The 26,129-nt window shown below is 73.3% G+C and carries 24 protein-coding genes; 4 read left to right on the top strand and 20 right to left on the bottom strand.

Translation table 11 applies throughout. The features are described 5' to 3' along the window. Positions 1-12: 12 nt before the first annotated feature. Positions 13-1,587: a long-chain-fatty-acid--CoA ligase gene (locus I4I82_RS01375; RefSeq protein ID WP_218588752.1), complete on the bottom strand. Its 1,575-nt coding sequence runs from the start codon at positions 1,585-1,587 to the stop codon at positions 13-15. Positions 1,588-1,868: 281 nt separating this feature from the next. Here I4I82_RS01375 and I4I82_RS01370 point away from each other — a divergent pair, with 281 nt between their 5' ends. After that, positions 1,869-2,750, top strand: coding sequence for an SDR family NAD(P)-dependent oxidoreductase (locus tag I4I82_RS01370; protein WP_218595001.1), 882 nt, complete (start codon positions 1,869-1,871; stop codon positions 2,748-2,750). A gap of 33 nt (positions 2,751-2,783) precedes the next feature. Here the strand turns inward: I4I82_RS01370 and I4I82_RS01365 are convergent, their stop codons facing one another. The 6 genes from I4I82_RS01365 to I4I82_RS01340 all read right to left on the bottom strand — a co-directional run bounded on the left by I4I82_RS01365 (position 2,784) and on the right by I4I82_RS01340 (position 9,039). Further along, positions 2,784-3,881: a zinc-binding dehydrogenase gene (locus tag I4I82_RS01365; RefSeq protein ID WP_218589374.1), complete on the bottom strand. Its 1,098-nt coding sequence runs from the start codon at positions 3,879-3,881 to the stop codon at positions 2,784-2,786. Continuing rightward, entirely contained in the window at positions 3,881-4,621 is a 741-nt protein-coding gene (locus I4I82_RS01360) for an enoyl-CoA hydratase-related protein (protein WP_218589373.1), read from the bottom strand. Before I4I82_RS01360 ends, I4I82_RS01365 begins: the two co-directional genes overlap by 1 nt. A 22-nt stretch (positions 4,622-4,643) precedes the next feature. Beyond that, positions 4,644-5,819: a CaiB/BaiF CoA transferase family protein gene (locus I4I82_RS01355; RefSeq protein ID WP_218589372.1), complete on the bottom strand. Its 1,176-nt coding sequence runs from the start codon at positions 5,817-5,819 to the stop codon at positions 4,644-4,646. A 150-nt stretch (positions 5,820-5,969) separates the two neighbouring features. Continuing rightward, complete coding sequence (locus I4I82_RS01350) at positions 5,970-7,055, bottom strand: acyl-CoA dehydrogenase family protein (protein WP_218589371.1); 1,086 nt, start codon at positions 7,053-7,055, stop codon at positions 5,970-5,972. Then, entirely contained in the window at positions 7,052-8,239 is a 1,188-nt protein-coding gene (locus tag I4I82_RS01345) for an acyl-CoA dehydrogenase family protein (protein WP_225920466.1), read from the bottom strand. The genes I4I82_RS01350 and I4I82_RS01345 overlap by 4 nt, the downstream gene beginning before the upstream one ends. Continuing rightward, complete coding sequence (locus I4I82_RS01340) at positions 8,230-9,039, bottom strand: enoyl-CoA hydratase-related protein (protein ID WP_218589370.1); 810 nt, start codon at positions 9,037-9,039, stop codon at positions 8,230-8,232. Before I4I82_RS01340 ends, I4I82_RS01345 begins: the two co-directional genes overlap by 10 nt. Positions 9,040-9,146: 107 nt before the next feature. On the opposite strand from I4I82_RS01340, the gene I4I82_RS01335 reads away from it, so the two are divergent. Further along, on the top strand, positions 9,147-9,917 hold the full coding sequence (locus I4I82_RS01335; protein WP_218589369.1) for an SDR family NAD(P)-dependent oxidoreductase: 771 nt from the start codon (positions 9,147-9,149) through the stop codon (positions 9,915-9,917). Positions 9,918-10,003: 86 nt separating this feature from the next. Here the strand turns inward: I4I82_RS01335 and panC are convergent, their stop codons facing one another. From panC to I4I82_RS01280, 11 genes are all read right to left on the bottom strand, one after another. Further along, a complete protein-coding gene (gene panC, locus I4I82_RS01330; RefSeq protein ID WP_218589368.1) occupies positions 10,004-10,939 on the bottom strand; it encodes a pantoate--beta-alanine ligase in 936 nt (311 codons plus the stop codon). Between the two features lie 68 nt (positions 10,940-11,007). Continuing rightward, the gene (locus I4I82_RS01325) at positions 11,008-12,624 is read right to left on the bottom strand and encodes a flavin-containing monooxygenase (protein WP_226369817.1); all 1,617 of its coding nucleotides are present in this window, start codon (positions 12,622-12,624) and stop codon (positions 11,008-11,010) included. Between the two features lie 5 nt (positions 12,625-12,629). Further along, entirely contained in the window at positions 12,630-13,256 is a 627-nt protein-coding gene (locus I4I82_RS01320; RefSeq protein WP_218589367.1) for a TetR/AcrR family transcriptional regulator, read from the bottom strand. A 41-nt stretch (positions 13,257-13,297) separates the two neighbouring features. Further along, complete coding sequence (locus I4I82_RS01315) at positions 13,298-14,182, bottom strand: SDR family NAD(P)-dependent oxidoreductase (protein ID WP_218589366.1); 885 nt, start codon at positions 14,180-14,182, stop codon at positions 13,298-13,300. After that, entirely contained in the window at positions 14,179-14,352 is a 174-nt protein-coding gene (locus tag I4I82_RS01310) for a hypothetical protein (RefSeq protein WP_218589365.1), read from the bottom strand. Before I4I82_RS01310 ends, I4I82_RS01315 begins: the two co-directional genes overlap by 4 nt. Beyond that, positions 14,349-15,359: a Rieske 2Fe-2S domain-containing protein gene (locus I4I82_RS01305; RefSeq protein WP_218589364.1), complete on the bottom strand. Its 1,011-nt coding sequence runs from the start codon at positions 15,357-15,359 to the stop codon at positions 14,349-14,351. Before I4I82_RS01305 ends, I4I82_RS01310 begins: the two co-directional genes overlap by 4 nt. Continuing rightward, the gene (locus tag I4I82_RS01300; protein ID WP_226369816.1) at positions 15,356-17,287 is read right to left on the bottom strand and encodes a flavin-containing monooxygenase; all 1,932 of its coding nucleotides are present in this window, start codon (positions 17,285-17,287) and stop codon (positions 15,356-15,358) included. Before I4I82_RS01300 ends, I4I82_RS01305 begins: the two co-directional genes overlap by 4 nt. Next, positions 17,284-17,685: a Clp protease/crotonase-like domain-containing protein gene (locus tag I4I82_RS01295; protein ID WP_218589363.1), complete on the bottom strand. Its 402-nt coding sequence runs from the start codon at positions 17,683-17,685 to the stop codon at positions 17,284-17,286. Before I4I82_RS01295 ends, I4I82_RS01300 begins: the two co-directional genes overlap by 4 nt. Positions 17,686-17,735: 50 nt before the next feature. Then, positions 17,736-18,815: a hypothetical protein gene (locus I4I82_RS01290; RefSeq protein WP_218589362.1), complete on the bottom strand. Its 1,080-nt coding sequence runs from the start codon at positions 18,813-18,815 to the stop codon at positions 17,736-17,738. 91 nt (positions 18,816-18,906) lie between these two features. Next, on the bottom strand, positions 18,907-19,659 hold the full coding sequence (locus I4I82_RS01285) for an SDR family NAD(P)-dependent oxidoreductase (RefSeq protein ID WP_218589361.1): 753 nt from the start codon (positions 19,657-19,659) through the stop codon (positions 18,907-18,909). A 23-nt stretch (positions 19,660-19,682) separates the two neighbouring features. Further along, positions 19,683-21,221 carry a class I adenylate-forming enzyme family protein gene (locus tag I4I82_RS01280; protein WP_218589360.1) on the bottom strand — a complete coding sequence of 513 codons (1,539 nt, stop codon included), beginning with the start codon at positions 21,219-21,221 and terminating at the stop codon, positions 19,683-19,685. 125 nt (positions 21,222-21,346) lie between these two features. Here I4I82_RS01280 and I4I82_RS01275 point away from each other — a divergent pair, with 125 nt between their 5' ends. Further along, positions 21,347-22,210 carry a PaaX family transcriptional regulator gene (locus I4I82_RS01275; RefSeq protein WP_218589359.1) on the top strand — a complete coding sequence of 288 codons (864 nt, stop codon included), beginning with the start codon at positions 21,347-21,349 and terminating at the stop codon, positions 22,208-22,210. A 73-nt stretch (positions 22,211-22,283) separates the two neighbouring features. Further along, positions 22,284-23,507, top strand: a complete 1,224-nt coding sequence (locus tag I4I82_RS01270) for a cytochrome P450 (RefSeq protein WP_218589358.1) — start codon at positions 22,284-22,286, stop codon at positions 23,505-23,507. A 66-nt stretch (positions 23,508-23,573) separates the two neighbouring features. Here the strand turns inward: I4I82_RS01270 and I4I82_RS01265 are convergent, their stop codons facing one another. Both I4I82_RS01265 and I4I82_RS01260 read right to left on the bottom strand, forming a co-directional pair. Then, positions 23,574-24,485, bottom strand: coding sequence for an alpha/beta hydrolase (locus I4I82_RS01265; protein WP_218589357.1), 912 nt, complete (start codon positions 24,483-24,485; stop codon positions 23,574-23,576). A gap of 8 nt (positions 24,486-24,493) precedes the next feature. Continuing rightward, positions 24,494-26,125 carry an acetate--CoA ligase gene (locus tag I4I82_RS01260; RefSeq protein ID WP_218589356.1) on the bottom strand — a complete coding sequence of 544 codons (1,632 nt, stop codon included), beginning with the start codon at positions 26,123-26,125 and terminating at the stop codon, positions 24,494-24,496. Between the last annotated feature and the right edge of the window lie 4 nt (positions 26,126-26,129).

The raw sequence follows: 26,129 nt of genomic DNA, 5'->3' as shown, positions 1-26,129 counted from the left end.
GCGGTCGCCGGCTCAGTTCACCCCCCGGTCCTTCCCGGCCCAGTACGGTTCCCGCAGCTCGCGCTTGAGGATCTTCCCCGCGCCCGACTTGGGCAGGGCCTCGGCCCGGAAGTCCACGCTGCGGGGCACCTTGAAACCGCCGAGCCTGGTCCGGCAGTGGGCGATCAGGTCCTCGACCGCGGGCTCCGCGCCGGGCCGCGGCACGACGACGGCGTGCACGCGCTCGCCCCAGGAGTCGTCCGGAACGCCGATGACGGCGGCTTCCAGGACGTCCGGATGGGTGTAGAGCACGTTCTCGACCTCCGCCGAGTACACGTTCTCCCCTCCTGAGATGATCATGTCCTTGACGCGGTCGACGATGAAGACGTATCCCTGCTCGTCGGCCCACGCCGCGTCGCCACTGTGGTACCAGCCCTCGGCGTCGAGCGCGGCAGCCGTCTCCTCCGGTCGGTTGAGGTAGCCCACCATGATGTTCGGGCCCCTGGCCCAGATCTCGCCGACCTCCCCCGGTGCGGCCCGGGTCCCGTCCTCGCGCCGGATCTCGACCTGCACCCCGATCACCGGCGCCCCCGCCGACCGCAACCGGCCCGCGAACGGCTGCTCGCCCGCCGCCCCGCGCCGGTGGTCCTCCGGGGTGCACTGGGTGAGCAGTGGGGCGGCCTCGGTCATGCCGTAGAGCTGGCTGAACTCACACGGCAACAGCTTCATCGCGGCCTGCTGGAGCTGGTCGGGCATCGGCGATGCGCCGTAGAGCAGCAGCCGCAGGCTGGACAGGTCGCGGTCGGCCGTGCCGGGGTGGTTCACGAACATGTTGATCATCGATGGCACGATGAGCAGCAGGGAGACCCGCTCGCGCTCGATCACCCGCCCGACCAGGTCGGCGTCGAAGCCGGGGACGAAGACGTGCATCCCGCCGATCCACGTCACCGCGTAGGTCTGCGACCCGTCGGCGAGGTGGAACATCGGCCCGGCGTGCAGGTAGCGCTCGTCCGGGGTGTGCCGGATGGCGAGCAGGGCGTGCTTCGCGTTCGCGACCAGGTTGCGGTGGCTGAGCAGCACGCCCTTGGGCCGCCCGGTCGTGCCGCCGGTGTAGAAGATGCCGGCGATGTCGTCGGGACCCGGGTTCGCCGGGGTGGCGGGCGCGTGGGTGACCAGCACGTCATGGGAGGCCATGCCCTGGGGCGCGGGCCCGGAGCCCATGTGCACGAGCGTGGTGAGCGTCGGGCACCGGTCGAGCAGCCTGCGCCCCACCTCCAGGTGCATGTCGTCCACGGCCAGCACCACGGTGCCGCAGTCGTCGATGATGAAGGCGAGCTCCTCCTCGCTGAGTCGGAAGTTGAGGTCGTTGAGGACGGCGCCGATGGCCGGCACGCCCAGCCAGTACTCCAGGTGCCGGTGCCCGTTGAGAGCCAGGACGCCGACCACGTCGCCGGTGCCGATGCCGAGCGACTGCAGCCCGCCGCCGAGCGCGTCGACCCGCTGGGCCAGGGTCGTGTAGTCGAACCTGATGTCGCCGTCGACGACCGCGGTGCGGTCGCCTGCGACGAGTGCGGCCCGCTCCAGCGCCCAGCGCAGGGATTCGGTCATGGAAGGCCTCCAGGCAGTTGGGTGACCGGTGTCACGATGGGCGAGGCAAGGCGCGGCGCACAGGTCCGATCGGGTGGCACGAGTCGGGACCGGCCGATTTCTCGGTGTAATGATTATGCGGTGATGATGCCCTGCGGTCAGGGGGACGGCGGAGTTCTGCCCACCGGCACGCCCGCTGGGAGCTGCCCGGTCCACCGAGCCGGTCGGTGCCGTGGAGCGACATCATCGAATGCACACGCCGGGCGGCCGACCGGACGGACGACGAGCGCAGGGAGACGGCGATGCCAGGTGTGGACGGACGGGTAGCCATCGTGACCGGGGCGGGCCGCGGCCTCGGCCGCAGTCATGCCCTGCGGCTGGCCGCGGGCGGTGCTCAGGTGCTGGTCAACGATCCGGGGGTGGGTCGCGAGGGGGGTGGCGGCGACAGCAGCCCCGCCCAGGACGTGGTCGCGGAGATCACCGCGGCCGGCGGGGTCGCGGTGGCCGACCACCACGACATCTCCACCGACGACGGGGCCGGGGCGGCGGTCGCCGCCGCGGTGGAGGCGTTCGGCGGCGTGCACGTCGTGGTCAACAACGCCGGCATCCTGCGGGACACGACGTTCCACAAGATGAGCACCGAGCAGTGGCAGGCCGTGATCCGGGTGCACCTCGACGGCACGGCGTTCGTCACGAGGGCGGCTTGGCCGCACCTGCGCGAGCAGCGTTACGGACGGGTGGTGATGACCACCTCGGGCGCCGGCCTGTTCGGCAACTTCGGGCAGGCCAACTACGCCGCGGCGAAGCTCGGCGTCGTCGGTCTCATGCACACCCTCGCGCTCGAGGGCGCGCGCTACGGCATCCGCGTCAACTCGGTCGCCCCGGTCGCGCTGACCCGGATGACCGACGGGTTGCTCGACGCCTCCACCGACCTCGACCCGGCCTGGGTGTCGGCGGCGGTGGGCTGGCTGTGCACCGAGGAGTGCGACCTCACCGCCGAGATCGTCCGGGTCAACGGGCCGCACTTCAGCCGGGTGCGGCTCGTGGAGTCGCTCGGGGTGGACTTCGCCGAGCCGCCGACGGACGACGCACTGGCCGACCGCTGGGCGGAGATCGCCGACATGGCCGGCGCGAAGCAGGGCGAGGCCGCCGTGGCCGCCGCCCGCCGCTCCGCATCGTCCTGACGGCCCACGGGCACGAGGCCGTCGGCCCCCCCGTCACGCCTCCCCATCAGGCACCAGGGCGATCTTGACCACCCCGTCGCGGCGGGAGCCGAACAGCTCGTACGCCTCGTCGGTGGCCGAGAGCGGCATCCGGTGGGTGAACAGCTGCGACAGGTCGGCCGGGCCGTGCTCGGCGAGCGCGAAGAGCCGGCGCAGTCGGTCGCTCCCCGCCGGGCAGAGGCTGGTGACGATCCTGCGCTGGTAGAACCCGAGTCCGACCGGGACGTCGAGGCTGCGGTGCGCCGCGTAGACCCCGACGCTGGACACGGTGCCGTCCAGGCGGGTGCACTCCAGCGCCGCGGCGAAGGTCTCCTGCCGGCCGAGCGCCTCGATCGCGACGTCCACGCCGCGCTTGCCGGTCAGCTCCCGGATGCGGGCCACCGCGCCCTCGGGCTCGACGACCACGTTGGCCCCGAGCCGCATCGCCAGCTCGGCGCGCTCCGGGACCCCCTCCACCGCGATCACGAGTCCCGCACCGTGCATCCGGGCGCCCGCGGTCGCGCAGAGCCCGACGGGCCCCTGGGCGAAGATCGCGACCGTGTCGCCGGTCTCCACGTTCGCGCGCTCGACCGCGGAGAACCCGGTGGACATGACGTCGCCCGCCAGCAGGGCGCGCTCGTCGGACAGGCCCTCGGGCACCTTGGCCATGTTGATGGTCGCGCGCGGCACGACGAAGTGGTCGCCCTGGCAACCGGCCAGGGCGTTGGAGATGCCCGGCACCTTGCCCAGGACCAGGCAGGCCTGCAGCTGCCCCCGCAGGCAGTTGCCGCACTCGCCGCAGCCGACCACGCAGGACGCGACCACGCGGTCGCCGACGGCGAACCCGCGGACGTTCTCGCCGAGCGCGGCGACGGTGCCGACAGCCTCGTGGCCCATCCCGACCTGCTCGACACCGCGGGGCATCGGGAACTCGTGCAGGAAGTGCAGGTCAGAGCCGCACACGGTGGCGAGACGGGTGCGCAGCACGGCCTCGTCCGGCCCGGGTTCCGGCACCGGGGCCTCGCGCAGCTGCAGCATGCCCATGCCGGTCTTCGACCAGGTCCGGTTGACCGTCGTGCTCGTCATGGTCGTGGTGGTCGTCGTGGTGGTCATCATCGTCCTCCGCCTCGCCTGCGCATCGACCACATCTGTGGTGCCCGCTCGGTCTGTACCGCCGTGTCCCAAGCGACCGCCGGCGGGCCGGTCTCCATCCGGAAGCTGCGCACCGCGGCCCTGGCCAGCGCCGGGTCCTTGGCCACACCGGCGGCGAACTCCATGGCCCGGGCCTCGACGGCGTCGTCGTCCACGGACTCCCACGCCAGGCCGAGCGCGACGGCCCGGTCACCGTCGATCTCCGCGCCGCCCAGCGCCATCGCGGCCGCGGCCTCGCGCCCGGCCAGCCGCGACAGCAGCACGAAGTGCCCGCCACCGGGGTGCAGCCCGATCCGCAGGAACCCCGACATCAGCCGGGCGTTCCCGGCGACCACGCGCATGTCCGTGGCCAGGGCCAGGTTCATCCCCGCACCGACGGCGGCGCCCCGGACCGCGGCGATGGTGAACGCCCGGACCCGGCCCACCCGGGTGAAGGACTCGTAGACGACCGACAGCCCGGTGTAGGTGGCGTCGTCGGCCGGATCGGCGCCTGCACCGGCCGGGGTGCCGGTGTGCGCCCCGGCGCAGAACCGGCCGCCGGCGCCGCGGATCACCAGCGCCCCGACGCTGTCGTCCGCGTCGACCCGCTCCAGGGCCGCCACCATCTCGCCCGCCATCTGGGGCGTCAGCGCGTTGCGCCGCTCCGGTGCGTTCAGTGTCAGGACCGCGACACCGTCGCCGACCTCGAGATCTACCTCCACCGTTCCTCCTGTGTCCCGTCGGTCATTCCGCGACCACGCCGGCCGCGATCAGCTCGTCGATCTGCTCGCCGGTCATCTCCAGCCCACCCAGCACCTCCCTGGTGTGCGCCCCTGGCCGGGTCACGACCGGACCCGCGGTGGTGACCCAGCCGCTCATCCGCGGGACCGGCCCGACCTGGCCGGGTGCGGGCAGTACCCCTCGCCGGTGTGCGGTGGCGAAGGCGTCGGGGAGCGACCGGACCGGTGCCGCCGCGGTGTCCACCGCGCCGAGCCGGGTGAGCCAGGTGGCCAGCGGGGCGCCGGCGAAGGTCTCGGTGAACACCGAGCGCAGCTCGTCCCACCGGGCCGGGTCGTCCTGCAGCCCGATCAGCTCCGGCCGGTCGAGCGCCGTGCACAGGTTCGCGAAGAACTTCGGCTCCAGTGCGCCGACCGAGATCCACCGGTCGTCGGAGGTGCGGTAGCAGTCGTAGAAGGGCACCGCGCCGGAGAGCAGCCCACCACCCCACGACGGGTCGGGAGCGCCGGCGGCGATCCAGGCGGGGACCACCTGGAGCAGGCTCAGCAGGCCCTCGTACATGGACACGTCGACGTGGGTGCCGCGGCCTGTGCTCGCCCGGCCGGTCAGCCCGGCGAGGATGCCGAACGCGGCCAGCAGCCCGCCCGCGGCGTAGTCGGCGGCCATGTTCAGCGGGATCCCGGGACGCTGGCCGGCCCGGGTGCTGGCCGAGAGCAGCCCCGCCTCGGCGATGTAGTTGAGGTCGTGCCCCGCGTGCTGGGCGAGCTCGCCGGTCTGTCCGTACCCGGTGAGCGAGCAGTAGACCAACCCGGGGCTGGTGGCCGACAGGGCCGGGTAGCCGAGCCCGAGCCGCTCGCAGACGCCCGGCCGGAAGCCCTCCACGAACACGTCGCTGCGCGCGGCGAGCCGCAGGGCGATGTCCAGGCCGGCCGGGTCCTTGACGTTCACCACGATCGAGCGTCGCGACCGGTGCAGGGGGCTGAGCCCGAGGCGCCGCGCCTCCCGTCCGCCGTGCACCCCCAGGTTGCTCACGCCGCTCCCGGGCCGGGCCGAGGGCGGGGCCTCCAGCGTGATCACGTCGGCGCCGAGGTCGCCGAGCAGGGTCGTCGCGAACGGACCCGGCGCGAGCGCCGAGAGGTCGAGCACCCGGACCCCCGCCAGGGGTCCCGTGCCTGCGGTCATGTCGTGGACCTCCTGTGCGGTTCCGGGTGGGTCGGGCGGACGAACAGCGCGGCCGCGAGGCTGATGCCGCCGAGGGATCGCAGGGCGTGCCCGTCCGCCGACCGCCCGCCCGCGGAGGACGTCGGCGTGGGGGAGTGGGTGCGGCTCACCTCAGATCCTCGTGATCGTCGGCCAGAGCTCGTCCGGACCGGCGGTGACCACCGCGCGTCCGAGCTCGGCGGCCCAGTGCTCGTCGGACCCGAACTCCTCGCGCCACGACCACAGCCGCCGCGTCAGGTGGTGCAGGCGGTGCTCCTGGGTGAAGCCGATCGCGCCGTGCACCTGGTGGGCGATCCGCGCGGCGGGGCCGGCCGCCGCGCTGGTGCGGGCCTTCGCGGCGGCGATCGCCAGCCCGTGGTCGACCGGGTCCGAGCCGCGCGCGAGCGAGGCGACGGCGGCGTCCGCGGCCGCACCGGCCGCGGCGGCCAGGCCCGCGAGCACCGCGACCTGGTGGGCGACGGCCTGGAACCGGCCGATCGGACGACCGAACTGCTCGCGCTCGCCGGCGTAGCGCACGGTCAGCTCCAGCACCGTGCCCAGCGCGCCGGCGATCTGCACCGCCCTGGCCAGCGCCCCCAGCCGGTGGAGCCGTGCTGCGGTGCCCGCCGGGACCTCCGCGACCTCGTCGGTGGGGATCTCCGACCCGGCCGCGACCAGGTCGTCGCGTGGTTCGCCTGCCAGGTTGTCACCGGCGGCCAGGGTGAGACGCGCCGGGTCGAGCAACGCGACCAGCTCGGGATGGTGACCTCCGCCGTCCCCGGCGACCAGGATTCGGGTGGCGAACCGGGCGTAGGGCACCCGCGGCGCGGTCCCGTCCAGCACCACCCCCGACGCGGTCCGCCGGATCGTCAACCCCGGCCCGACCGCGACCGTGCTCGGCCCCTGCGGGAACGCCAGCCCGGACACCGCGCACCCGGCGGCGACCGGGAACAGCGCCTCGGCCAGCGGCACCGGCCCGGCGTGTGCGGCGACCACGCGCAGCACGGCCGCCGCGTCGGCCGGCTCCCCGCCGGACCCGCCGAGGTGCTCGGGCACCCCGACCGCCGACAGGCCGGTCGCGGCCAGCGCGCCCCACAGCGCCTCGCTCCACGAGCCCTCGGCGGCGGCGACGACCTCGGGTGGGCAGTGGTCGGTCATGATCTCGGCGACGGTCCGCTCCAGCAGCGCCCGGTCGTCGGACGGGGATTGCGCGCTCATCGCAGCCCCAACCCGCGGGCCACGATGCCGCGCAGCACCTCGTTGGTGCCACCGCGCAGGGTGAACCCCGGCGCGTGCAGCACGGCGCGGGCCAGCTCGCGGGCGAAAGGGTCGGCGGCGGTGCCGCTCGGCTCCACCGGGGCCACCGAGCGCGCCACGTCGATGATCTCGTTCTCCAGCGTCGTGCCGAGGTCCTTGACCAGCGCGGCGGCCACGTCCGGAGCCTCACCGCGATCCAGCGCGGCGGCGATCTGCACGGAGAGCCTGCGCAGCGTCCACAGCTGGGCGACCAGCTGCCCGATCGCCACCGCCTGGCGCCGGTCGTCGGGCTCGGCCACCCGGAGGAGTGCGACCAGCAGCGGCAGCGTGGACAGGAACCGTTCCGGACCACTGCGCTCGAACGCCAGCTCGGAGGTGACCTGGCGCCATCCGGAGCCGATCTCGCCGAGGACCATGTCGTCGCCCACGAACACGTCCTCGAGGAGGACCTCGTTGAAGTGGTGCTCGCCGTCGAGCAGCCGGATCGGGGAGACCGTGAGCCCCGGCGAGCGCAGGTCGACGATGAACTGGCTCAGTCCGTCGTGCCGGGCGGAGTCGTCGCGCGGCGAGGTGCGGCACAACGTGATCATGTAGTCGCAGTGGTGGGCCTGGCTGGTCCAGACCTTGGTCCCGTTGAGCCGCCACCCGGCACCGTCGCGGCGCGCCGTGGTCCGCACCGAGGCCAGGTCCGACCCGCTGTCGGGCTCGCTCATCCCGATCGCGAAGAAGGACCGGCCGCGCGCCATCTCCGGCAGCAACCGCTCGCGCTGCTCCTCGGTGCCGTAGCGCAGCAGCGCCGGCCCGCTCTGCCGGTCGGTGACCCAGTGCGCAACCACCGGCGCCCCGGCGGCGAGCAGTTCCTCGATCACCACGAAGCGGTGCAGCGACGGCTGCTCGTGGCCGCCGTAGCGGCGCGGCCAGGTCATCCCCAGCCAGCCGCGGTCGCCGAGCCTGCCGGAGAACCCGGCGTCGAACCCGGCCAGCCAGGCGTCGCTGGTGCCCTGGACGGTGCCGCGCTCGCGCTCGGCCCGGAGGAACTCCCGGACCTCGCCCCGCAGCGCCTCGGCCGCCGGTGGCAGCCCGGCGTCGGGCAGCCGGATCGTCGCGGTCGTCGTCGTCGACGTCGGCGGCATGCTCAGCGCCATGCCGAGAAGTCGGGCTTGCGCTTCTCCATGAAGGCCTGCGAGCCCTCGGTCTGCTCACCGGAGGCGAAGAACCCGGGGTTGACCTGGTTGAGAATGGTGAACCGCTCCTGCTCCTCGCGGATGTGCGCGGTCGAGTCGTCGAACGACTTCTTGATCAGCTTGAGCACGGTGGGGCTGAGCGCGAGCAGCTCCGCGCACCAGCGCTCGACCTCGGCGTCGAGATCGTCGGCCGGTACGACGGCGTTGACCAGGCCCCAGTCCAGCGCCTGCTGGGCGGTGTAGCGGCGGCAGAGCATCCAGATCTCCTTCGCCCGCTTCATCCCGACAACCGTCCACAGGTGGCTGACCAGCCAGCCCTCCGCCGGGCTGGCCACGCGCGGGCCGTTCTGACCGAACACCGACCGGTCCGAGGCGATCGTGAAGTCGGTGACGTAGGCCATGTGGTGGCCGCCGCCGATCGCGTAGCCGTCGACGCGGGCGATCACCGGCTTGAGGCACTCGCGGAAGGCGCGGTAGAGCTCCTTCATCAGCTTGTCGAACGAGTCGTCGCCGGCGCGGAAGGTGTCCTCGTTCTCGACGCTCACGTCGCCACCCGCGGAGAACGCGCGCCCGCCCGCGCCGGTCAGCACGATGACGCCGACCTGGCTGTCCGCGCCCGCCCGCCAGATCGCGTGTGCGAGCTCCTTGACCGTGTGCGGGGTGAACGCGTTGAGCTTGTCGGGCCGGTTGATCGTCACCCGTGCGACCGCGTCCTTGATCTCGTACAGGATGTCGGAGTACTCCTCGACCGTTGCGGTCATGATCCGGCGCCTCCCCGTGTCGGGTATGATGATTACGAGGATCGTAGGGATGTCGTGGGGGCAAGTCCACCACTCGTCCGCCCCGCCGATGATGCTGAGGAGACGACATGACCGGTGCAGCCGGACAGCCAGCCGACGGGGACGCCCGCCGGGTCGCATTCGTGACCGGCGGCGCCGGCGGGATCGGCACCGCCATCTGCCGGCAGCTCGCGGCGGCGGGTCGCGCCGTCGCCGTCGCCGACCTGTCGCGGGAGGCGGCCGAGAAGGTGGCCGCCGACATCGACGGCATCGGTGTCCCGCTCGACGTGACCGATCCCGACTCCGTGGCGGCGGCGGTCGCCGAGACCACCGAACGGCTCGGCGCCCCGACGATCGTGATCAACGTGGCGGGCTGGGACGAGCTCAAGCCGTTCCTGGAAACCGACGAGGACTTCACCCACAAGGTGCTGGAGATCAACCTCAACGGCCCGATCAGGGTGCTGCGGGCCACCCTGCCGGCCATGGTCGAGGCCCGGTACGGCCGCGTGGTCAACATCGCCTCCGACGCGGGCCGCGTCGGCTCGTCGATGGAGTCGGTGTACTCCGGGGCCAAGAGCGGCGTCATCGGGTTCACCAAGACCATCGCGCGGGAGTTCGCGAAGCACGGCATCTCGGCCAACACGGTCTGCCCCGGGCCCACCGACACCCCGCTGCTGCGCCAGATCACCGCGGGCGAGCGCTCCGGGAACATCATCGCCGCGATGACCAAGGCGGTGCCGATGCGGAGGATGGGCACCCCCGACGACGTCGCGCCGGCCGTGGTGTTCCTCGCCTCGGACGCGGCGGGCTACATCACCGGGCAGACGCTGTCGGCCAGCGGCGGGCTGACGATGAGCTGACCTGCCCCTCGACGGGCCCACGACGCGGTGGACCGCCACGCGGGTACGTCGGGCCGGACACCCGACCGACCGGGTTCCGGCGGTCGCTACAGGTGCAGGCCGATGTTGTCGATGAGGTGGGTCGTGCCCAGCCGTGCGGCCACCAGCAGCCGGGCCGGGCCGGGCCCCGGGTCGACGTCCAGCGCGGCGCCGCGCAGCTCCAGGTAGTCCACCGCGAGCCCACCGTCCCCGAGCCCACCGTCCCCGAGCCCACCGTCCCCGAGCCCACCGTCCCGGTCGGGCCCGCCGTCGAGTACCGCCCGCGCGGCGTCGACCACGGCGGCCGGGCCGTCCGCCGCCGCGGCGGCGCCCGCCGTCAGCGCGCGGTACAGCGTCGCGGCGCGGGACCGTTCGGCCGGGGTGAGGTACACGTTGCGGCTGGACAGGGCCAGCCCGTCCGGCTCACGGACGGTGGGGACGGGCACCACGGACAGGGGGAAGTTCAAGTCACGGACCATCCGGGTGATCAGCGCGAGCTGCTGGTAGTCCTTCTCGCCGAAGTACGCGAGGTCCGGGCCGACGATGTGGAACAGCTTCGCGACGACGGTGAGCACCCCGGCGAAGTGGCCGGGCCGGACGGCACCCTCCAGCTGCGCGCCCAGCGGGCCCGGCACGACCGTGGTGTCCGCACCCTCGGGGTACATGTCCCCGACCCCGGGCAGGAACACCAGCTCGACGCCCTCGTCCCGGCACGCGGCGAGATCGGCCTCCAGCGGTCGCGGGTAGCGGTCGAGGTCCTCCCCGGCCCCGAACTGCAGCGGGTTGACGAAGATCGACACGACCGTCGCCGCGTCGCCGTCGGCCCGGTGGGCGTGTCGGATCAGCTCGCGGTGCCCGGCGTGCAGCGCACCCATCGTCGGCACGAACGCGATGCGGCGGCCGCTCGCGCGCAGGGCCCGCACGGCCGTGCCGATGTCCTCGGGCGTGCGGTGGACCCGGGGCCCGCTGACGGTGGGGTGCTCGGATGTCCGGGTGCCGTCCACTGGTCCTCCTCGTCGAGGTCGCGCGGTCGGACGGCGTCTCGGGCCCGCGCGGACCCCGCCGGGTCGGCTCACACCGACCGGTGCCGGTCGAAGCCCTCGTAGCCGTTCGCCGCGACATCCTCGCACGTGCGGCGGTAGAGACCGAAGCTGCCGAAGAAGAACAGCGGCCTGCGCGCCTTACCGGGGATGTTCGCCCCGTCGTACCAGCTCCCCGAGGGCCCGGCCACGATGCGCTCGGCCTGGGCCCGCACGTGGTCCGCCCACCGCTGCTGAGCCTCGTACCGGGCCTCGACCACGGCGAGATCGCGGCGCAAGGTGTCCTCGATGCAGGCGGCGATCCACTCGACGTGGTGCTCGATGGACACCGGCAGGTTGCCGAAGGTGGCGCCGGGACCGGTGATGGTGAACATGTTGGGGAACCCGGCGACGGCCAGTCCCAGGTAGGTGCTCGGCCCCTCGGCCCACGCGTCGCGCAGCGCCCGGCCGCCGCGGCCGGTGATGTCGATCCTCGTGAACGGTCCCGTCACGGCGTCGAAACCGGTGGCCAGGACGAGCACGTCGAGTTCGACCTCCCCGCTCGTGGTGCGGACGCCCCGCGGGGTCACCTCCTCGATCGGTGTCTCCCGCAGGTCGACGAGCGTCACGTCGTCGCGGTTGTAGGTCTCGAAGTAGTGGGTGTCGATGATCGGCCGCCGGCCGCCGAACGGATGGTCGGTCGGCATCAGCTTCGCGGCCGTGTCCGGGTCGGACACGGTCTCGCGGATCTTCTGCCGGACGAAGTCGGCGGCGAGGTCGTTGGCCCTGATGTCGGTGAGCAGGTCGCGGTAGGAGCCGAACACGAACCGGAACCCGCCCTGCTCCCACAGCTCCTCGAACGTCTCCCGGACCTCCTCGGGGGTGGCGTCCAGTGCCGAGCGGCCGTTGTGCTGCCACGGGAAGCCGCTGAGCGACCACTTGGCCTTCGCCCAGATCGCGTCGTAGTCCGACCTGATCTCCGCCAGCACGGCACGGTCGACGGTGTGGTGGCGCGCGGGCACCGTGAACTGCGGGCTGCGCTGGAAGACGTGCAGGTGCGCGGCCTGCTCGGCGATCACCGGGATGGCCTGCACCCCGGTGGAGCCGGTGCCGATCACCCCGACCCGCCGGCCCGCGAGGTCCACGGGCTCGTGCGGCCAGCGTCCGGTGTGGTGGCACTCGCCGGAGAACGTGTCGAGGCCCGGGATGTCGGGTGTGTAGGGGGCGGCGGCGAGCAGCCCCATCCCCGTGACGAGGAACCGGGCGCTGACGACGTCACCGGCGCTGGTCCGCACCCGCCAGGTGCCGTCGGCGTCCTGGTACCGCGCGGCCTCGACGCGGGTGCCGAGACGGATGTCGCGCAGCAGGTCGAAGCGGTCCGCGACGTGCTCCAGGTAGGTGAGGATCTCCGGCTGGCGCGGGTACTTGCCGCTCCACTCCCACTCCTGCAGCAGCTCCTCCGAGAAGGAGTAGCAGTACACGTAGCTCTCGGAGTCGCAGCGCGCCCCCGGGTACCGGTTGAGGTACCAGGTGCCGCCGACCCCGTCGGCCGCCTCGATGACGACGGCCCGCAGCCCGAGCACGTCGCGCGCCCGGTGCAGCATGTAGAGACCGGCGAACCCGGCTCCCACGATCACGACGTCGACGTCGGTGCGGCCCGATCCGGCCACGGCGCTCACCTCCGGTTCCGTGGGGGCTGGGTGAGCCCGTCGAGGACGATCTCGGCGTACATGCGGCCGATGTCGCGGGCGGCCATCGGCCCGGTGCGGTACCACTGGTAGGCCCAGGCCGACATGCCGATGATGCCGAAGGCCAGAACCCGGGCGGAGGGCACCGGACGGAACGAACCGTCGGCGATGCCGGCCTCCAGGATCGTGACCACCTGCTGCTCGTACTCGTCGCGCTTCTTCTTGACCTCGACGAACCGGTCCTCGGACAGGAATCGGCGCTGCTCGAAGAAGATCGTCTGGTAGCGCTGGAACCGCTCGGCGCCGACGAGGTTCTCCTCGATCAACTGGGCGAGGGTCTCGCGCGGTGAGCGGCCGGCCGACGCGGCTGCTCGCAGCATCTCCAGCTGGCTGTCGATGAACGCGTCGTGGATCAGCAGAAGCAGGTCCTCCTTCGCCGCGAAGTGGTGGTAGAACGACCCCTTGCTCACCCGGGCCCGCTCCACGACCTCCTGCACCGACGTGGCCTCGTACCCCTTCTCGTAGAAGCAGTCCACGGCCGCGGCGACGATGGCGTCGAACGCCCCGCCCCGCGACGACGCCGGGCGGGAGCCGGGAGCGGATGCGGTGGCCATGGGCGGGATGGTAGCCAGCGCCGGGGGCGGGACCTGTGGGCTCATCGCGGGCCCGGGTCGCCGACGCGCCGCCGGATCTGCGACCGGACGCCGGTCTGGCCGCGGTTGACCCCGACCAGTCCGGCGTCGCCCGGCCGGGTCTGCAGCCGGTTGCCCAGGTCCGGGCCGACGGCCGTCAGGCCGCCGTCGACGGAGATCGCCTGACCGGTCACGAACTCCGAGTCCGCGCTGGCCAGGAACAGCGCGGCGCCCGCGATGTGCTCGGGGCGGCCGTGGTCGGGCCACGGCTGGACGGTGGGCAGCAGCTCGCGCATCTGCTGCTCCCGGCCCTGGTGCAGCAGCGGGGTGAGGATCACGCCCGGGCAGATCGCGTTGACCCGCACGCGGTGTTCAGCCAGCTCGACCGCGGTCGACCGGCTCAGGTTGATCACCGCGGCCTTCGCCGAGGAGTAGGCCTGGGGTCCGGCGCCGCCCGACAGGCCGGCGACCGAGGCGGTGTTGATGATCGACCCACCGGCACCCTGGTCGATCATCACGCGAGCGGCGTGCTTGGTGCCCAGGAACACCCCGCGGACCAGCACCGCAAAGGTGTAGTCCCAGTCCTCCACCTCGATGTCGGTGACCGGCCCGAAGGCGCCGCCGACGCCGGCGTTGTTGAACATGACGTCGAGCCGGCCGAACTCGGCCACCGCGGTGCCGACCGCCGCGGCGACGTCGTCCTCGTCGGCGACGTCGGCCGCGACGAAGCGGACCGCGTCGCCGACCCCGGCGGCGGCGGCCCCGGACAGCATGGCCTTGCCGCTCTCGGCGTTGAGGTCGACCGCGACCACCCGCGCCCCCTCCGCGCAGAAGCGCAGGACGGTGGCCAGCCCGAGGCCGCTGGCCCCGCCGGTCACGACAGCCACCTTGCCAGCCAGCCGGCTCACGGGGTCGCCACCGACGACGCCGGCGCGACCACACCGGGGGCGCCCGCGTAGAGCTGGGCGTACTCGACCCGCAGCCGGAACTTCTGGATCTTCCCCGACGACGACCGGGGCAGCTCGTCGAGCACGAAGCGCATCTCGTCGGCGGTCGGCGCGGCACAGGTGCTGCTCACAGGGCTGCCTCCTGGGTCGCCTCGACCTCGGCCGCCACGTAGAACTGCCGCGACCACTTGCGGAAGTTCTGGTAGGTGGGCGACTCCTCGCGCACGATCGGCGCCCGCAGCGTGTAGCGCATGTTGGACCAGATCGGGAAGTCCATCTCGGTCTGGCGGATCTGTTCCTCGAACACGCGCTGCTCCCGGTGGCTGGGCGGGGAGCCGGGCGCGGCATCCGGTTCGCGCTTCTGCCACATCGAGAAGAAGACGTCGGAGGTCTCGGCGTCGATCGGGGTGGAGCAGACGAACTGGGCGGCCTCGACGTAGTCCGTCATCCGGAAGCAGATCAGCCCGACCCCCCACACCTCGATCTCCAGGCGGCCCGCGACGGTGCCGCCGGGCGTCAGCTCGGCGCCCTCGCGGCCGTAGGGGTACTCGTGCAGGACGTAGGCGTAGGCGCCCTCGGTCTCGAACTTCTCGATCGCGGTGGACCTCGGTGCCCGGTGCACGTAGTGGAAGTGCATCGGATCGACGGTGTTCTCGGCGACGACCTGCGGCTGGAACGGCACACCCGCCCACAGCTTGACCGCGTGCGGCTGGGCCGGCAGGTAGTCGGGGTGCTCGAACTCCGGCAGCGTCGGGGGCTCCCAGGTCGGCGGCGCGCCGTCGGGATGGTGCCAGACCAGCACCACGCCGTTGGCGGTCCGGGTCGGGTAGCTGCGCAGGCACGTCCTGACCGGGCGGGCGCTGTAGGGGATGTCGACGTTGCGGCCCTCGCCGTCCCACGCCCAGCCGTGGAACGGGCACACGATGTCGTCGCCGCGGACGGTGCCGCCGGCCCCGAGGTCGGCGCCGAGGTGCCCGCAGTAGGCCTCGACCGTGCGGAAGGCGCCGTCGGCGCCCCGGAACAGGACCAGGTCCTGGCCGAAGTAGCGCATCCGGCGGACGCCGCCGGGCTGCAGGTCCTCGGCCCACCCGACCTGGAACCAGCCGCTGGGCGCAGTGGGGTAGGGGAAGCCCTTCATCGGTTCTCCTCGGTGTCGCGGGCCGGTTCGACGTGGAAGTCGGCCAGATCGGCGGTGCGGGTCATGTCCCAGTAGTCGATGACGCGCCACGGCGTGTTCGTGACCACGCGTCCCGCCGAGTTGCGGTAGTACGTGCTCATCCCGGGGTGCGACCAGACCATCCGGTCGTGGGCCGCATCCACCTTCGCGACGTAGTCGTCGTGCACCTCGGGGCGGCACTCGATCGCGCCGAGCCCGTGCTCGCGCATCCGGCGCAGTGCGTCGCCGATGTAGCGGGCCTGGCACTCGGCGATGAACATGTAGCTGCCGCCCGCCCCCGGGTTTACGTTGGGCCCGTACATCAGGAACAGGTTCGGGAAGCGGGGCACCGTCATGCCCAGGTAGGCGGTGGCGTCGTCGTCGCCCCACACCTCGTGCAGGTCCGCCCCGCCGCGCCCGCGCACCTGCAGCGGCGCCACGAACCGGTTCACCTGGAACCCGGTGCACAGCACGACCACGTCCGCCCGGTACAGGATGCCGGTGGCGTCGCGCACCGCGTCGGCGGTGAAGCCGGTGACCGGCTCGGTGACGAGCTCGACGTGCGGGCGGGTCAGCGCCCGGTACCAGCCGTTGTCCAGCAGCATCCGCTTGCCGTAGGGCGGGTAGGTCGGCACGGCCTTGGCCTGCAGGTCCGGCCGCCCGGCCAGCTCCGAGCGGATGTAGCGGGTGAAGTACTCCCGGTGCCCGTCGTTGACGGCGTTGAGCGAGCGGTCGGGGTGCTCCCAGGCCGGGTCGACCTGCAACGAGGGGTGCACGCGGTCGTTCCAGGTCCAGGCGAGGCGCAGCCGGTACCAGGTGCGGTAGAGCGGCACGTTCTCGAACAGCCACCGCGCGTCGTCGTCGATCGGGTCGAAGTAACCCTCGGCGGGCGCGGCCCACTGCGGTGAGCGCTGGAACACCGTCAGCGAGGCGGTCCGGTCGACGATCGCCGGCACCGTCTGCATCGCGCTGGCCCCGGTCCCGACGACCGCCACCCGCCGGCCGGTGACGTCCAGGTCGGCCGGCCAGCGGGTGGAGTGCACGACGGTGCCGCGGAAACCGTCCAGCCCCGGGAGGTCGGGCACCGCCGGGATGCCGAACAGTCCGGCCGCGGTGACCAGTACGTCGGCGCCGAGCTCGCACTCGACCCCGTCGCGGTCGCGGACCTGCACAGTCCACCGCTGCGCGGCCTCGTCGTAGCGCGCGTCGAGGGCCTCGGTGCCGAAGCGGATGTCCTCGCGCAGGCCGAAGTGGTCGGCGAGGTCGGCAAGGTAGCCGGCGAGCTCGTCGCGCTTGCCGAAGTGCCCGGACCAGGCGCGCGGGAAGAACGACAGCGAGTACAGGTGGCTGGGCGTGTCGACGCCGCAGCCCGGGTAGGAGTTGGTCAGCCAGGTGCCACCGACGTCGGTGTTGCGCTCCACGACGACGTGCTGCACGCCCGCCTCGCGCAGCGCCACGGCCAGTGTCAGCCCGGACACCCCGGCGCCGACGATGAGCACCGACGGGCCGCTGCCGGCCTCCGGCCGCGGCCGCGGCCGGGGGACCGGGGCGCCCAGTTCCGTCGCGGCGAGCCGGCCGTACTCCTCGGGGACGGGCTCGCCCATCGCCACCCCGAACATCTCGGTCAGCAGCGCGGTCGACGGGTCGGGAACGGCCGCCGGCGCACCGCCGTACCAGGCCGCCACGGCGTCGGTGACCGCGTCGAGAACCTCACGACGACGCTCGTCGGGCAACCCGCCGGAGTCGTTCGCGCCGAGCCCGCGGTTGCGGTCGGGCGCATACGGCGGCTCGAGCCAGCGCCGGTCGCCGGTCAGGTGGAGCAGCACCATCAGCAGGGTGGGGATGTTGCCGGCCTCGACGGCGGCCCGCAGGCGGGTCCGGTCCACGGCGGGGGCGAGTACCTCGGTCACAGCGGCTCCGATGGTCGCGGGGATGCGCCTGTCCCGGTGACCATACCGACCGGTCGGCATGGCGGGCAACCGTTCCCGGGGTCCCCTCGTCGACCGAGGAAGTGGGGCGGGCGCCGTTGCAGGAACGCCTGGGTGCCCTCCCTGGCGTCGTCGGTGGCCAGGACCGTGAGCGCCGCGGCGCGCTCGGCGGCGAAGGCCCGCCGGTGCTCCGCGGTGTAGGTGCGCTCGATCGCGGCGACCGTCAGCGGCGCGTTCCCGGCGATCCCCGCGGCGGTGACGCGGGCACCGGCCAGGAGGTCCTCGGCTGCGGTGGCGGGGATCGAGGAGTTGCGGACGTGCGGGCGGTCCAGCCGGATCGTCCACACCGGGCCGTCCCGGTCGACGTGCCGGCACGTCATCGGCGTGGTCGGTGCCCCGGCCCGGCGCCGGCCCGTGCCCACGGCATCGTCTACCGGGCCAGCAGGTCGGCGGTGTAGTCCTCCTCCAGGCTGCGCTCGCGGGCCCCGATGTGGAACGCCTCGAACACCGGCAGGTGGTCGTCGAAGTCGTCGATGCCGTTCTGCTCCAGCACCCACTTGACCTTCTTCACCGCCGGTCGTGCCGCCTCCCACATCGCGTCGGCGTCCTCGCCCGTCATCACCTGCATCGCCCGGCCCAGCAGGCGGCCGTGGGTCTCGGCGAAGTGCCCGGGTGCCCGGTCGGCCGGGCGCATCCAGAAGTTGGACTCATCGCTGGTGACCAGCTGGGGCAGAGCGAGCATGCCCATGGCGTAGAGGATGCCGTCGCTGGCGAGCTTGGCCAGGAACCGGCGCTCGTCGGTGCCCAGCGCGGGCCGGTCGCGGTCGCGCATCCGCTTCTCGAACAGCAGCCTGCCGTACGCGACGTGGCGGCGCTCGTCGACGTCGACGTGGCGGTATCCCTCCTGGAGCGCGGGCCACGCGATGCCGTCGACGATGCGGTCGAACAGCACCATCCCCACGATCTCCGGGGCGAGGATGCTGACCTGCAGCAGCCACGGGTTGTCCCCGAGCACGACCTTCTCGGTGTAGGTGGGCCACGTCCGCGACTGCTTCCACTCCACCCACCGCAGGTTCTGCACCGCCCGGTGCTCCAGCTCGGTGCGCGGGGTGAACTCGAACGGGAAGCCCGGGATCATCGTGGTGGCGACCCGGCGGAAGAACTCCTCGTGCACGAACTCGTCGCGGCCGGTGGCCATGCACAGCAGGATCAGCCCGTGCTCCTCGTGTCGCTCGTAGAGCGTGGAGAGCGGGTGCAGGAACTGGGGTGCCGCGGCGTACTCGAACATGGCGCCCAGCGCCCCGTGGTAGGCGACGGCGAGCCGCTCCTCGGGATCCAGCGCATCGGCGTCGATCGTGTCCCAGGCCAGCCGGGTCGGGTTCCAGGTGAGGTCCTTTGCGCGCTCGTAGACGTTGAGCGCGCGGCGGTCCTCGACCCGCCAGTCGACGGGGTAGATGTTCGGGGCCACCACCGGGGGCGGGGTCCACTCGCGGTCCGTCTCGATCGTCATGTCGCCTCCTGTCGACCCGCCGCGGCGGTGCCGCTGCTGGGGCGTTCCTGCTGGGCGTTGCTGCTCGGGCCCTGCTGCTCGCGCCCTGCTGCTAGGGCATCGCGTATCCGCCGTTGACGCCGTAGGTCTGCCCGGTCACCCAGGACGCGCAGTCGCCGGCGAGGAACGCGACCGCGGCCGCAGCGTCCTCGGGCTCGCCCGTGCGGCCCAGCGGGTAGGCCTTCGCGATGCGGTCCCACAGTTCCGGGGCGAAGCTCGCCTCCGCCTGCGGGGTGCGGGTGGTGCCCAGCGCCACGCAGTTGACCCGCACGCCGTGTCGGCCGACCTCCTTGGCCAGCGCCTTGCTGAAGCCGATCACGGCCGCCTTGGCGGCCGAGTACACGGCGGTGCGGGGCTCGCCGACCCGGCCGGCCTCCGAGGTGATGGTGACCACCGACCCCCGGCGGCGTTCGATCATGCCGGGCAGCGCCGCGTGCGTCATGTTGAGCACGCCGTGGGTGTTGACCCCGAACTCCCGGGCCCAGTCCTGCGGCCCGGTCTCGGTGAACGGCTTCACGATCCACATCCCGGCGTTGTTGACCAGGACGTCCAGCGGGCCGATCGTCCGCTCCGCCTCCGCGACCATCGCGACCGAGGACGCGTGGTCACTGACGTCGCCGGTGATCGCGACGACGGTGCCGCCCGCGGCCCCGAGCTTCGCCGCGGCCTCCTGCGCGCCCTCGGCGTCGATGTCGGCGACGGCCACCTTCGCCCCCTCGGCGAGGAGCAGGGCGCTGATCGCGTAGCCGATCCCGCGGCCCCCCCCGGTGACCAGCGCCGTACGTCCGTCGAGTCCGAGATCCATGCTGCTCCTGTCGGTAGGCCGGCTCAGACGCCGGAGACGCGGCGTTCCCGCCCCGCCCAGTGCGGCTCGCGCAGCGCCTTGCGCTGCAACTTGCCCACCGGGCTCTTGGGCAGCTCCTCGGTGCGGAACTCCACCCGGCCCGGCTTCTTGTAGGAGCCCAGTGCCTCCGCGGCGAGGTCGATGATCTCCTGCTCGGTCACCTCCGCCCCGGGGTCGGTCACGCAGACGGCCATCGGGGTCTCGCCCCACCGCTCGTGCGGGACGCCGAAGACCGCCACCTCGCGCACCGCGGGGTGGGAGGCGATGGCGTTCTCCAGCTCGGCCGGCCAGATGTTGAACCCGCCCGAGATGATCATGTCGTCCATCCGGTCGAGCACGTAGAGGTAGCCGTTGACGTCCATGGTGCCGACGTCGCCCGTGAGCACCCAGCCGTCCACCAGGCGGGCGGCGGTCTTCTCGGGGTCGTTCCAGAACCCGGTCATCTGGCCCTCGCAGCGGATCGCGATCTGCCCTTCCCGCCCGACGGGCAGCGCCTCGTTGTCGGGCCCCCGGATCTCCAGCTCGGCGAACGGCAGCGGGCGCCCCGCCGAGCGCAGCGGGGTGGAGCCCTGAACCGTCGAGAACCACTCCTGCGGCCCCATCGCGCACGCCGGCAACGCCTCGGTCTGGCCGTAGAGCTGGTGGAGCACCGGCCCGAAGAGGTCGCGCGCGGCCAGTGCGGTGGCGTCGGAGATCGGCGCGCCGGCGACCAGGACGACCTTGAGCGCCGAGAAGTCGCGACGGCGCGCGTCGGTGTGCTGGGCGAGGGCGCCGAGCAGCGCCGGAACGCAGAACATGTACCCGACCCGCTCGCGTTCCATCGCCTCCAGGCACCCGGCCGGGTCGGCGGCCGGCAGCAGGACGTTGACGGCGCCCTGCAGCCACATCGGGAGGTAGAGGTAGCCCGAGCCGTGCGAGATCGGGCCGACGTGCAGGCACACGTCACCGACCTGCACCGGGGGGAAGTTGTAGGTCCAGTCCCGACCGGAGGCGAGCCAGGTCCGGTGCGTGTTCGCCACGCCCTTCGCCCGCCCGGTGGTGCCACCGGTGTGCCGGATGATGAAGTGGTCGTCCGGCTCGATCCGCGGGTCGGGGTCGCTGTCGGGCTGTGCGGCCAGCCAGTCCTCGTAGCCGCCGTCGCGCACGATCACGTGCTCGAGGTCGGGCAGCTCGTCGACCAGCCCGGCGACGTCGGGCAGGTAGCGCGGCGAGACCACGAGGGCCCGGCAGCCCGTCCCGGCCATGTTGTCGGCGTGCGCACGCCGGGCGTCACGGGCGTAGAGCGGGACACGGACGAGCCCGGCCGCGGCGGCCCCCGCGTACATGTCCTGCGCCTCGATGCCGTTGTCCTCCAGCACCGCCACCCGGTCGCCCGGGTTCAGGCCGAGCGCGAGCAGGCCGTTGGCGAGCCGCAGCCCGCGCGTCCACGCCTCGGCGAAGGTGAGACGCCGGTCGCCCGAGACCACCGCTGTGCGCTCGGCGTAGTGCTGCGCCGAGCGGCGCATCAGGCCCCGGACGTCCATCGGTCATCGACCTCCTCGTCGGTGGGTGTCGAGTGTGCTGGATCGCGAGACGGCCGTCAACAGGATGTCGCAGGAAGACGCCGCTACGATCGCGGGCGCAGGTCGGGCGATCACGGGGGAGGGCGATGGAGGCGCGCAGCGGGTCGGCGCCGGCCGGCGGCGGGTGGCAGGGGAACGGCGCCCCGCGGGCGTCGCGCAGTGCCCGGTCCCTGCTGTTCACCGTCGTCGGCGAGTACCTCCGGGATCCGGGTGCGACGCTGTGGACCGCGGGCGCGGTCGCGGCGCTGGGCCGGCTGGGGGTCGAGGAGCGAGCGGCCCGTCAGGCCCTGACGCGGACCGCGCGGGACGGGTGGATCACCGCCGAGCGGCACGGCCGCCGCACGCTGTGGCGGCTGACCTCCCGGGCCGCCGACCACTTCAGGGAGTCCGCGGAGTCGGTCTACCGGGCCAGGCGCCATCCGACCGACTGGGACGGCACCTGGACGGTGCTCGTCACCTCGGTGCCCGAGTCCCGGCGCGAACTGCGGCACCGGCTGCGCACGCGGCTGCGCTGGGCCGGCTTCGGGCCGCTCGGGCAAGGTGTGTGGATCTCCCCGCGGGTGGGTTCGGAGAAGGCCGCGCGGCAGGTGCTCGACGAGCTCGGCCTGACCGCCAGCGCGGTGTCGGTCGTCGGTCGGATCGGCGGTCTCGGCTCGGAGTTCGAGGTCGTGAGCCGGGCGTGGGACCTCGGTGGCCTGGCCCGCGACTACGCCGCCTTCGCCGCCGAGTTCTCCGACCGGCGCGAGCGGGACGGGCGTGAGCCCGCTGTCGTCTTCGCCGAGCAGACGCGGATGGTGCACCGCTGGCGGGAGTTCGCGCTGCGCGACCCCGTGCTGCCGGCCGACCTGCTGCCCGCCCGCTGGCCCGGCCACGACGCCCGGGACCTGTTCTTCCGCCGCCACGACGCCGACCACCACGTCGCCGCGGCATGGCTCGGCGCGCTCAGCTAGGGCTGCGCAGCCGCCGTCCCTCACGTGCGACATGCTGTTGAATGTCGCCGGACGATTGTCGTACGTTGTGCCGGTGCCTGCCCCCATCGATCTCCTGACCGCCGACGCCGTCGCCGACCCGCACGCGACGTTCGCGGCGCTGAGGGCCCGCGGCCCGGTGGTCTGGAGCGACACCCACCGGGCCTGGGTGATCACCGGGTACGACGGCGTGGCCGAGGCGTTCCTGGACTCCGAGCGTCTCTCCTCCGACCGGCTGACCCCGTACTGGGCCCGGCTCACCCCCGACCGCGCCGCCGTCCTCGGTACCACGTTCGACGTCCTGCGCGGCTGGATGGTGTTCCACGACCCGCCACGCCACGCGCTGCTGCGCAACCCGGTGCGACGGGCGTTCACCCCGCGGCAGGTCCAGCGGCTCGCGCCCGGGATCGCGCGGATCGCCGCCGAGCTGCTCGACGGGATCGCCGAACGGGGCACCTGCGACCTCAAGGCCGAGTTCGCCTTCCCGCTGCCCGCCCTGGTCATCGCGGACCTGATGGGGGTGGAGGGCGCCGAGCGGCACCGCTTCAAGGACTGGTCGGCCAAGCTGGCGGCGATCGTGTTCGGGGAGTCCGACAACCCGCAGCGCGACGCGCGGGCGGCGGAGGGCAGCGCCGAGTTCGTCGACTTCTTCAGCTGGCTCGTCCGCCGCCGCCGGGAGCACCCGGGCGAGGACCTGGTCAGCGCCCTGCTCGCGGCGCAGGCCGAGGAGGGGGCCGGCGAGCTGAGCGAGCTGGAGCTCGTGGGGGCGTGCACGCTGCTGCTGTTCGCCGGCCACGAGACGACGACGAACCTGCTGGCGAACTCGGCCCTGGCCCTGATGCGCCGGGCCGACCAGTCGGCACTCCTGCGCAGCAGGCCGGAGGCCGTCGACACGGCCGTCGAGGAGCTGATCCGTTTCGACGGGCCGGTCAAGACCATGGTCCGGGTCGCGGCCCGGACCCACGAGCGCGGGGGGGTGACGCTCGAGCAGGGGCAGACGGTCTACCTGTCGGTGGCCGGCGCCAACCGCGACCCCGCCGTCTACGACCACCCGGACGACCTGCGCCTGGACCGCGTACCGGGGCGTCCGGGTATCAGCTTCGGCCAGGGCCTGCACTTCTGCCTCGGGGCGGCGCTGGCCCGGCTCGAGACCCGGATCGCGGTGCCGGCCCTGCTTGCCAGGTTCCCCGATCTCACGCTGTCCACCGACGACCTGAGCTGGGAGCCGCAGATCCTGACCAGGGCCGTCCGTGAGCTCCCGGTGTCGGTCGGGACTTGACCGCAGGCGGCCGGTCGCCGGGTCGGCTTGGGCGCGGTCACCGTCGCGCGTCGGCTTGCGCCGCCCTCAGCTGTCCCCGGTTGGGCGGAGAAGGCCGTGCCGACGCAGGAAGCCCTCGATCGCGGCGAGCCCCTCGTCGTGCGCGGGATGGGTCGGGAGCTGCAGGAACGCGTGCGGCGCACCGTCGAGCACCACGAGCTCGTGCGAGACGCCGACCTCGGCGAGGTGTGCGGCGAACGCGGTGGACTCCTCGCGCAGCGGGTCGCGCCCGCCGACGGCCACCAGCGTCGGCGGCATCCCGGCGCCGTGGCCCTCGGGGCTGAGCCGGGGATCCCCCCGGACGGCCTCGAAGTCCCCGGCCGGCAGGTAGAGCTGGGTGTGCGCCTCGTGCCCGGCCAGCGACGGGGCCAGTACCGGCAGGGCGCGGTGGTAGTCGTAGACGCCGTAGAGCAGCAGGGCAGCGGAGACCGACCGGCCCGCCGTCGTACCGGTGAGCACGCACGCCGCGAGGTTGGCCCCGGCGGAGTCCCCGCCGACGAGGATCCGGGACGGGTCGCCGCCGAACTCCGCGGCCTGCCCGGCCGCCCAGTCGACGGCGAACTCCGCGTCCTCGACCGCGGCGGGGAACCGGTGCTTGGGTGCCCTGCGGTAGTCGACGGAGACGACGAGCAGGCCGAGCGCCGCCAGCTCGGTGGCCAGCCGGCGATGGGTGTGGGGTGCGCCCATCACCCAGCCGCCGCCGTGCAGGTAGACGAGCAGCGGGAAGGGCGGCTCGCCGAGCGGGACGGTGATGTCCGCTCCCAGCCGCCAACCCGCCACCTCGCGCATCGGCACGGCCCGGTGCACCGCCGCGACGGGCGGTCCCGGCGCGTTGACATAGCCGTCGTAGGACCCGAGCAGCGCGGCGGGGGAGATGCCGGCGGGTGCCCGCAGCGTGAGCTGGAACTCCAGCAGCGGGGCGGGGACGGGGGTCCTCACGTCCGGGTTCACCGGGACTCCGCGTCGAGCGCCCGCAGCTCGACGCGTCGGATCTTGCCGGTGATGGTCTTGGGCAGCTCGTCGAGGAAGCCGATCTCCCGCGGGTGGTTCCAGCCGCCCGCGGTGCGCTTGCAGTGCTCCTTGAGCTCGGCCACCAGCTCGTCGCCCGGTTCGTGACCCGGGTTCAGTGCGACCCAGGCCTTGACGATCTGGCCGCGCTGCGGGTCGGGCTTGCCGACCACTCCCGCCTCGGCGACGGCGGGGTGCGACAGGAGGGCGGCCTCGATCTCGGTCGGCCCGATCCGGTAGCCGCCCGAGGAGATGACGTCGTCACGACGGCTGCTGTACCAGAAGTAGCCGTCCTCGTCGATCCTCGCCAGATCGCCGGTCCACTGCCATCCGTCGCGCAGGACGGCGGCGGTGGCGTCGGGACGCTCCCAGTAGCCCTGGGTGAGCGCGGGGTAGTCCGGCCGGGAGACGATCTCGCCGATCTCGCCGGCGGGCAGCTCGGTGCCCTCGTCGTCGACGACGGCCACGGTGAGCCACGGCAGCGCCGGGCCGAGGCTACCGGGTTTGATGGTCGTGCCGGGGCGGTTGCTGCACAGCGCCGCGCCGTTCTCGGTCTGCCCGTAGCACTCGACGATCGGCGTGCCGAACCGGCTCCTGGACCACTCCAGGGTCTCGGGGTCGAGCGGCTCGCCGACGGTGCCGAGCCGACGGATCGGGACGGGGTCGCCCGCCCCCGGCAGTCCCGCCTCACCCGACCGCAGCATCCGGTAGGCGGTGGGCACCGCGAACAGGGTGGTGACGCCCTCGTCGCGGATGATCGACCACCAGCGGGCGGCGTCGAACTCGCCCTCGTAGGTCACGAAGCCCTGACCGTAGCCCAGCGTGCCCAGCGGAAGCAGGACGCCGGTGATCCACGCCAGGTCCGAGGTCGGCCACATGACGTCCTCGGGGCGCAGCTCCAGGGTCAGCGCAACCAGCGCGAGCGCCCCGACCAGCAGCTGGTGCCCGTGCACCGAGCCCTTCGGCCGGCCGGTGGTGCCGCTGGTGTAGAACAGGAAAGCGGGGTCCGTGGCCGCGGTGTCCGCCACCTCGACATGCGCCGGCGCGGCGGCCAGCCGGGCGGTGAGGCCGTCGGGGCCGTCGTCGTCGATCAGCACCACGGTGGCCCCGACGGCGGCGGCCGCCGCGCGCACGGTCGGCTCGTAGGCCCGGGCGGTGACGATCACCTTCGGCCGGGCGTCCTCCACCCGGACGGCGACCCCGTCGGGGCCGAACGTGGTCGACAGGCAGCTCCACACGGCGCCGACCTTGAGCGTGCCGAGCAGCAGCGCCCAGTGCACGGGCAACCGGGGCATCATCGTGAACACGCGGTCACCCGGGGCCACCCCGAGCTCGCGCAGCGCACCGGTGACCCGGTCGGAGGTGTCGGCCAGCTCGGCGAAGCCGACGTCGCGCGACGAGCCGTCGGCCCCCAGCCAGCGGATCGCCCGTGCCCCGGAGTGGCGGTAGCGGTCGCACACCTGCACCGCGAGGTTCATCCGGTCCGGCACCCGCCACCGGAAGCCCTCGGCGATCTCGGCGTTGCCGGTGTCGCGCAGAGCTGCGTAGTAGTCGGTGTCGACGTCGGTCACGGAG

Origin of the sequence: Pseudonocardia oceani (assembly GCF_019263585.2) — a bacterium.
In the GTDB taxonomy this organism is placed as follows: Bacteria; Actinomycetota; Actinomycetes; order Mycobacteriales; family Pseudonocardiaceae; genus Pseudonocardia; species Pseudonocardia oceani.
This window is presented reverse-complemented; position numbering and strand designations above follow the sequence as displayed.

Excerpts from the sequence above, each read along its gene's own strand:
- I4I82_RS01280 (WP_218589360.1), bottom strand. The coding sequence starts at position 21,221 with ATGGACGTCCGGGGCCTGATGCGCCGCTCGGCGCAGCACTACGCCGAG.
- I4I82_RS01335 (WP_218589369.1), top strand. The coding sequence starts at position 9,147 with ATGACCGGTGCAGCCGGACAGCCAGCCGACGGGGACGCCCGCCGGGTC.
- I4I82_RS01290 (WP_218589362.1), bottom strand. The coding sequence starts at position 18,815 with ATGACGATCGAGACGGACCGCGAGTGGACCCCGCCCCCGGTGGTGGCC.
- I4I82_RS01350 (WP_218589371.1), bottom strand. The coding sequence starts at position 7,055 with ATGAGCGCGCAATCCCCGTCCGACGACCGGGCGCTGCTGGAGCGGACC.
- I4I82_RS01365 (WP_218589374.1), bottom strand. The coding sequence starts at position 3,881 with ATGACCACCACGACGACCACCACGACCATGACGAGCACGACGGTCAAC.
- I4I82_RS01355 (WP_218589372.1), bottom strand. The coding sequence starts at position 5,819 with ATGACCGCAGGCACGGGACCCCTGGCGGGGGTCCGGGTGCTCGACCTC.
- I4I82_RS01345 (WP_225920466.1), bottom strand. The coding sequence starts at position 8,239 with ATGGCGCTGAGCATGCCGCCGACGTCGACGACGACGACCGCGACGATC.
- I4I82_RS01320 (WP_218589367.1), bottom strand. The coding sequence starts at position 13,256 with ATGGCCACCGCATCCGCTCCCGGCTCCCGCCCGGCGTCGTCGCGGGGC.
- I4I82_RS01370 (WP_218595001.1), top strand. The coding sequence starts at position 1,869 with ATGCCAGGTGTGGACGGACGGGTAGCCATCGTGACCGGGGCGGGCCGC.
- I4I82_RS01305 (WP_218589364.1), bottom strand. The coding sequence starts at position 15,359 with ATGAAGGGCTTCCCCTACCCCACTGCGCCCAGCGGCTGGTTCCAGGTC.
- I4I82_RS01275 (WP_218589359.1), top strand. The coding sequence starts at position 21,347 with ATGGAGGCGCGCAGCGGGTCGGCGCCGGCCGGCGGCGGGTGGCAGGGG.
- I4I82_RS01295 (WP_218589363.1), bottom strand. The coding sequence starts at position 17,685 with ATGACGTGCCGGCACGTCGACCGGGACGGCCCGGTGTGGACGATCCGG.
- I4I82_RS01375 (WP_218588752.1), bottom strand. The coding sequence starts at position 1,587 with ATGACCGAATCCCTGCGCTGGGCGCTGGAGCGGGCCGCACTCGTCGCA.
- I4I82_RS01285 (WP_218589361.1), bottom strand. The coding sequence starts at position 19,659 with ATGGATCTCGGACTCGACGGACGTACGGCGCTGGTCACCGGGGGGGGC.
- I4I82_RS01340 (WP_218589370.1), bottom strand. The coding sequence starts at position 9,039 with ATGACCGCAACGGTCGAGGAGTACTCCGACATCCTGTACGAGATCAAG.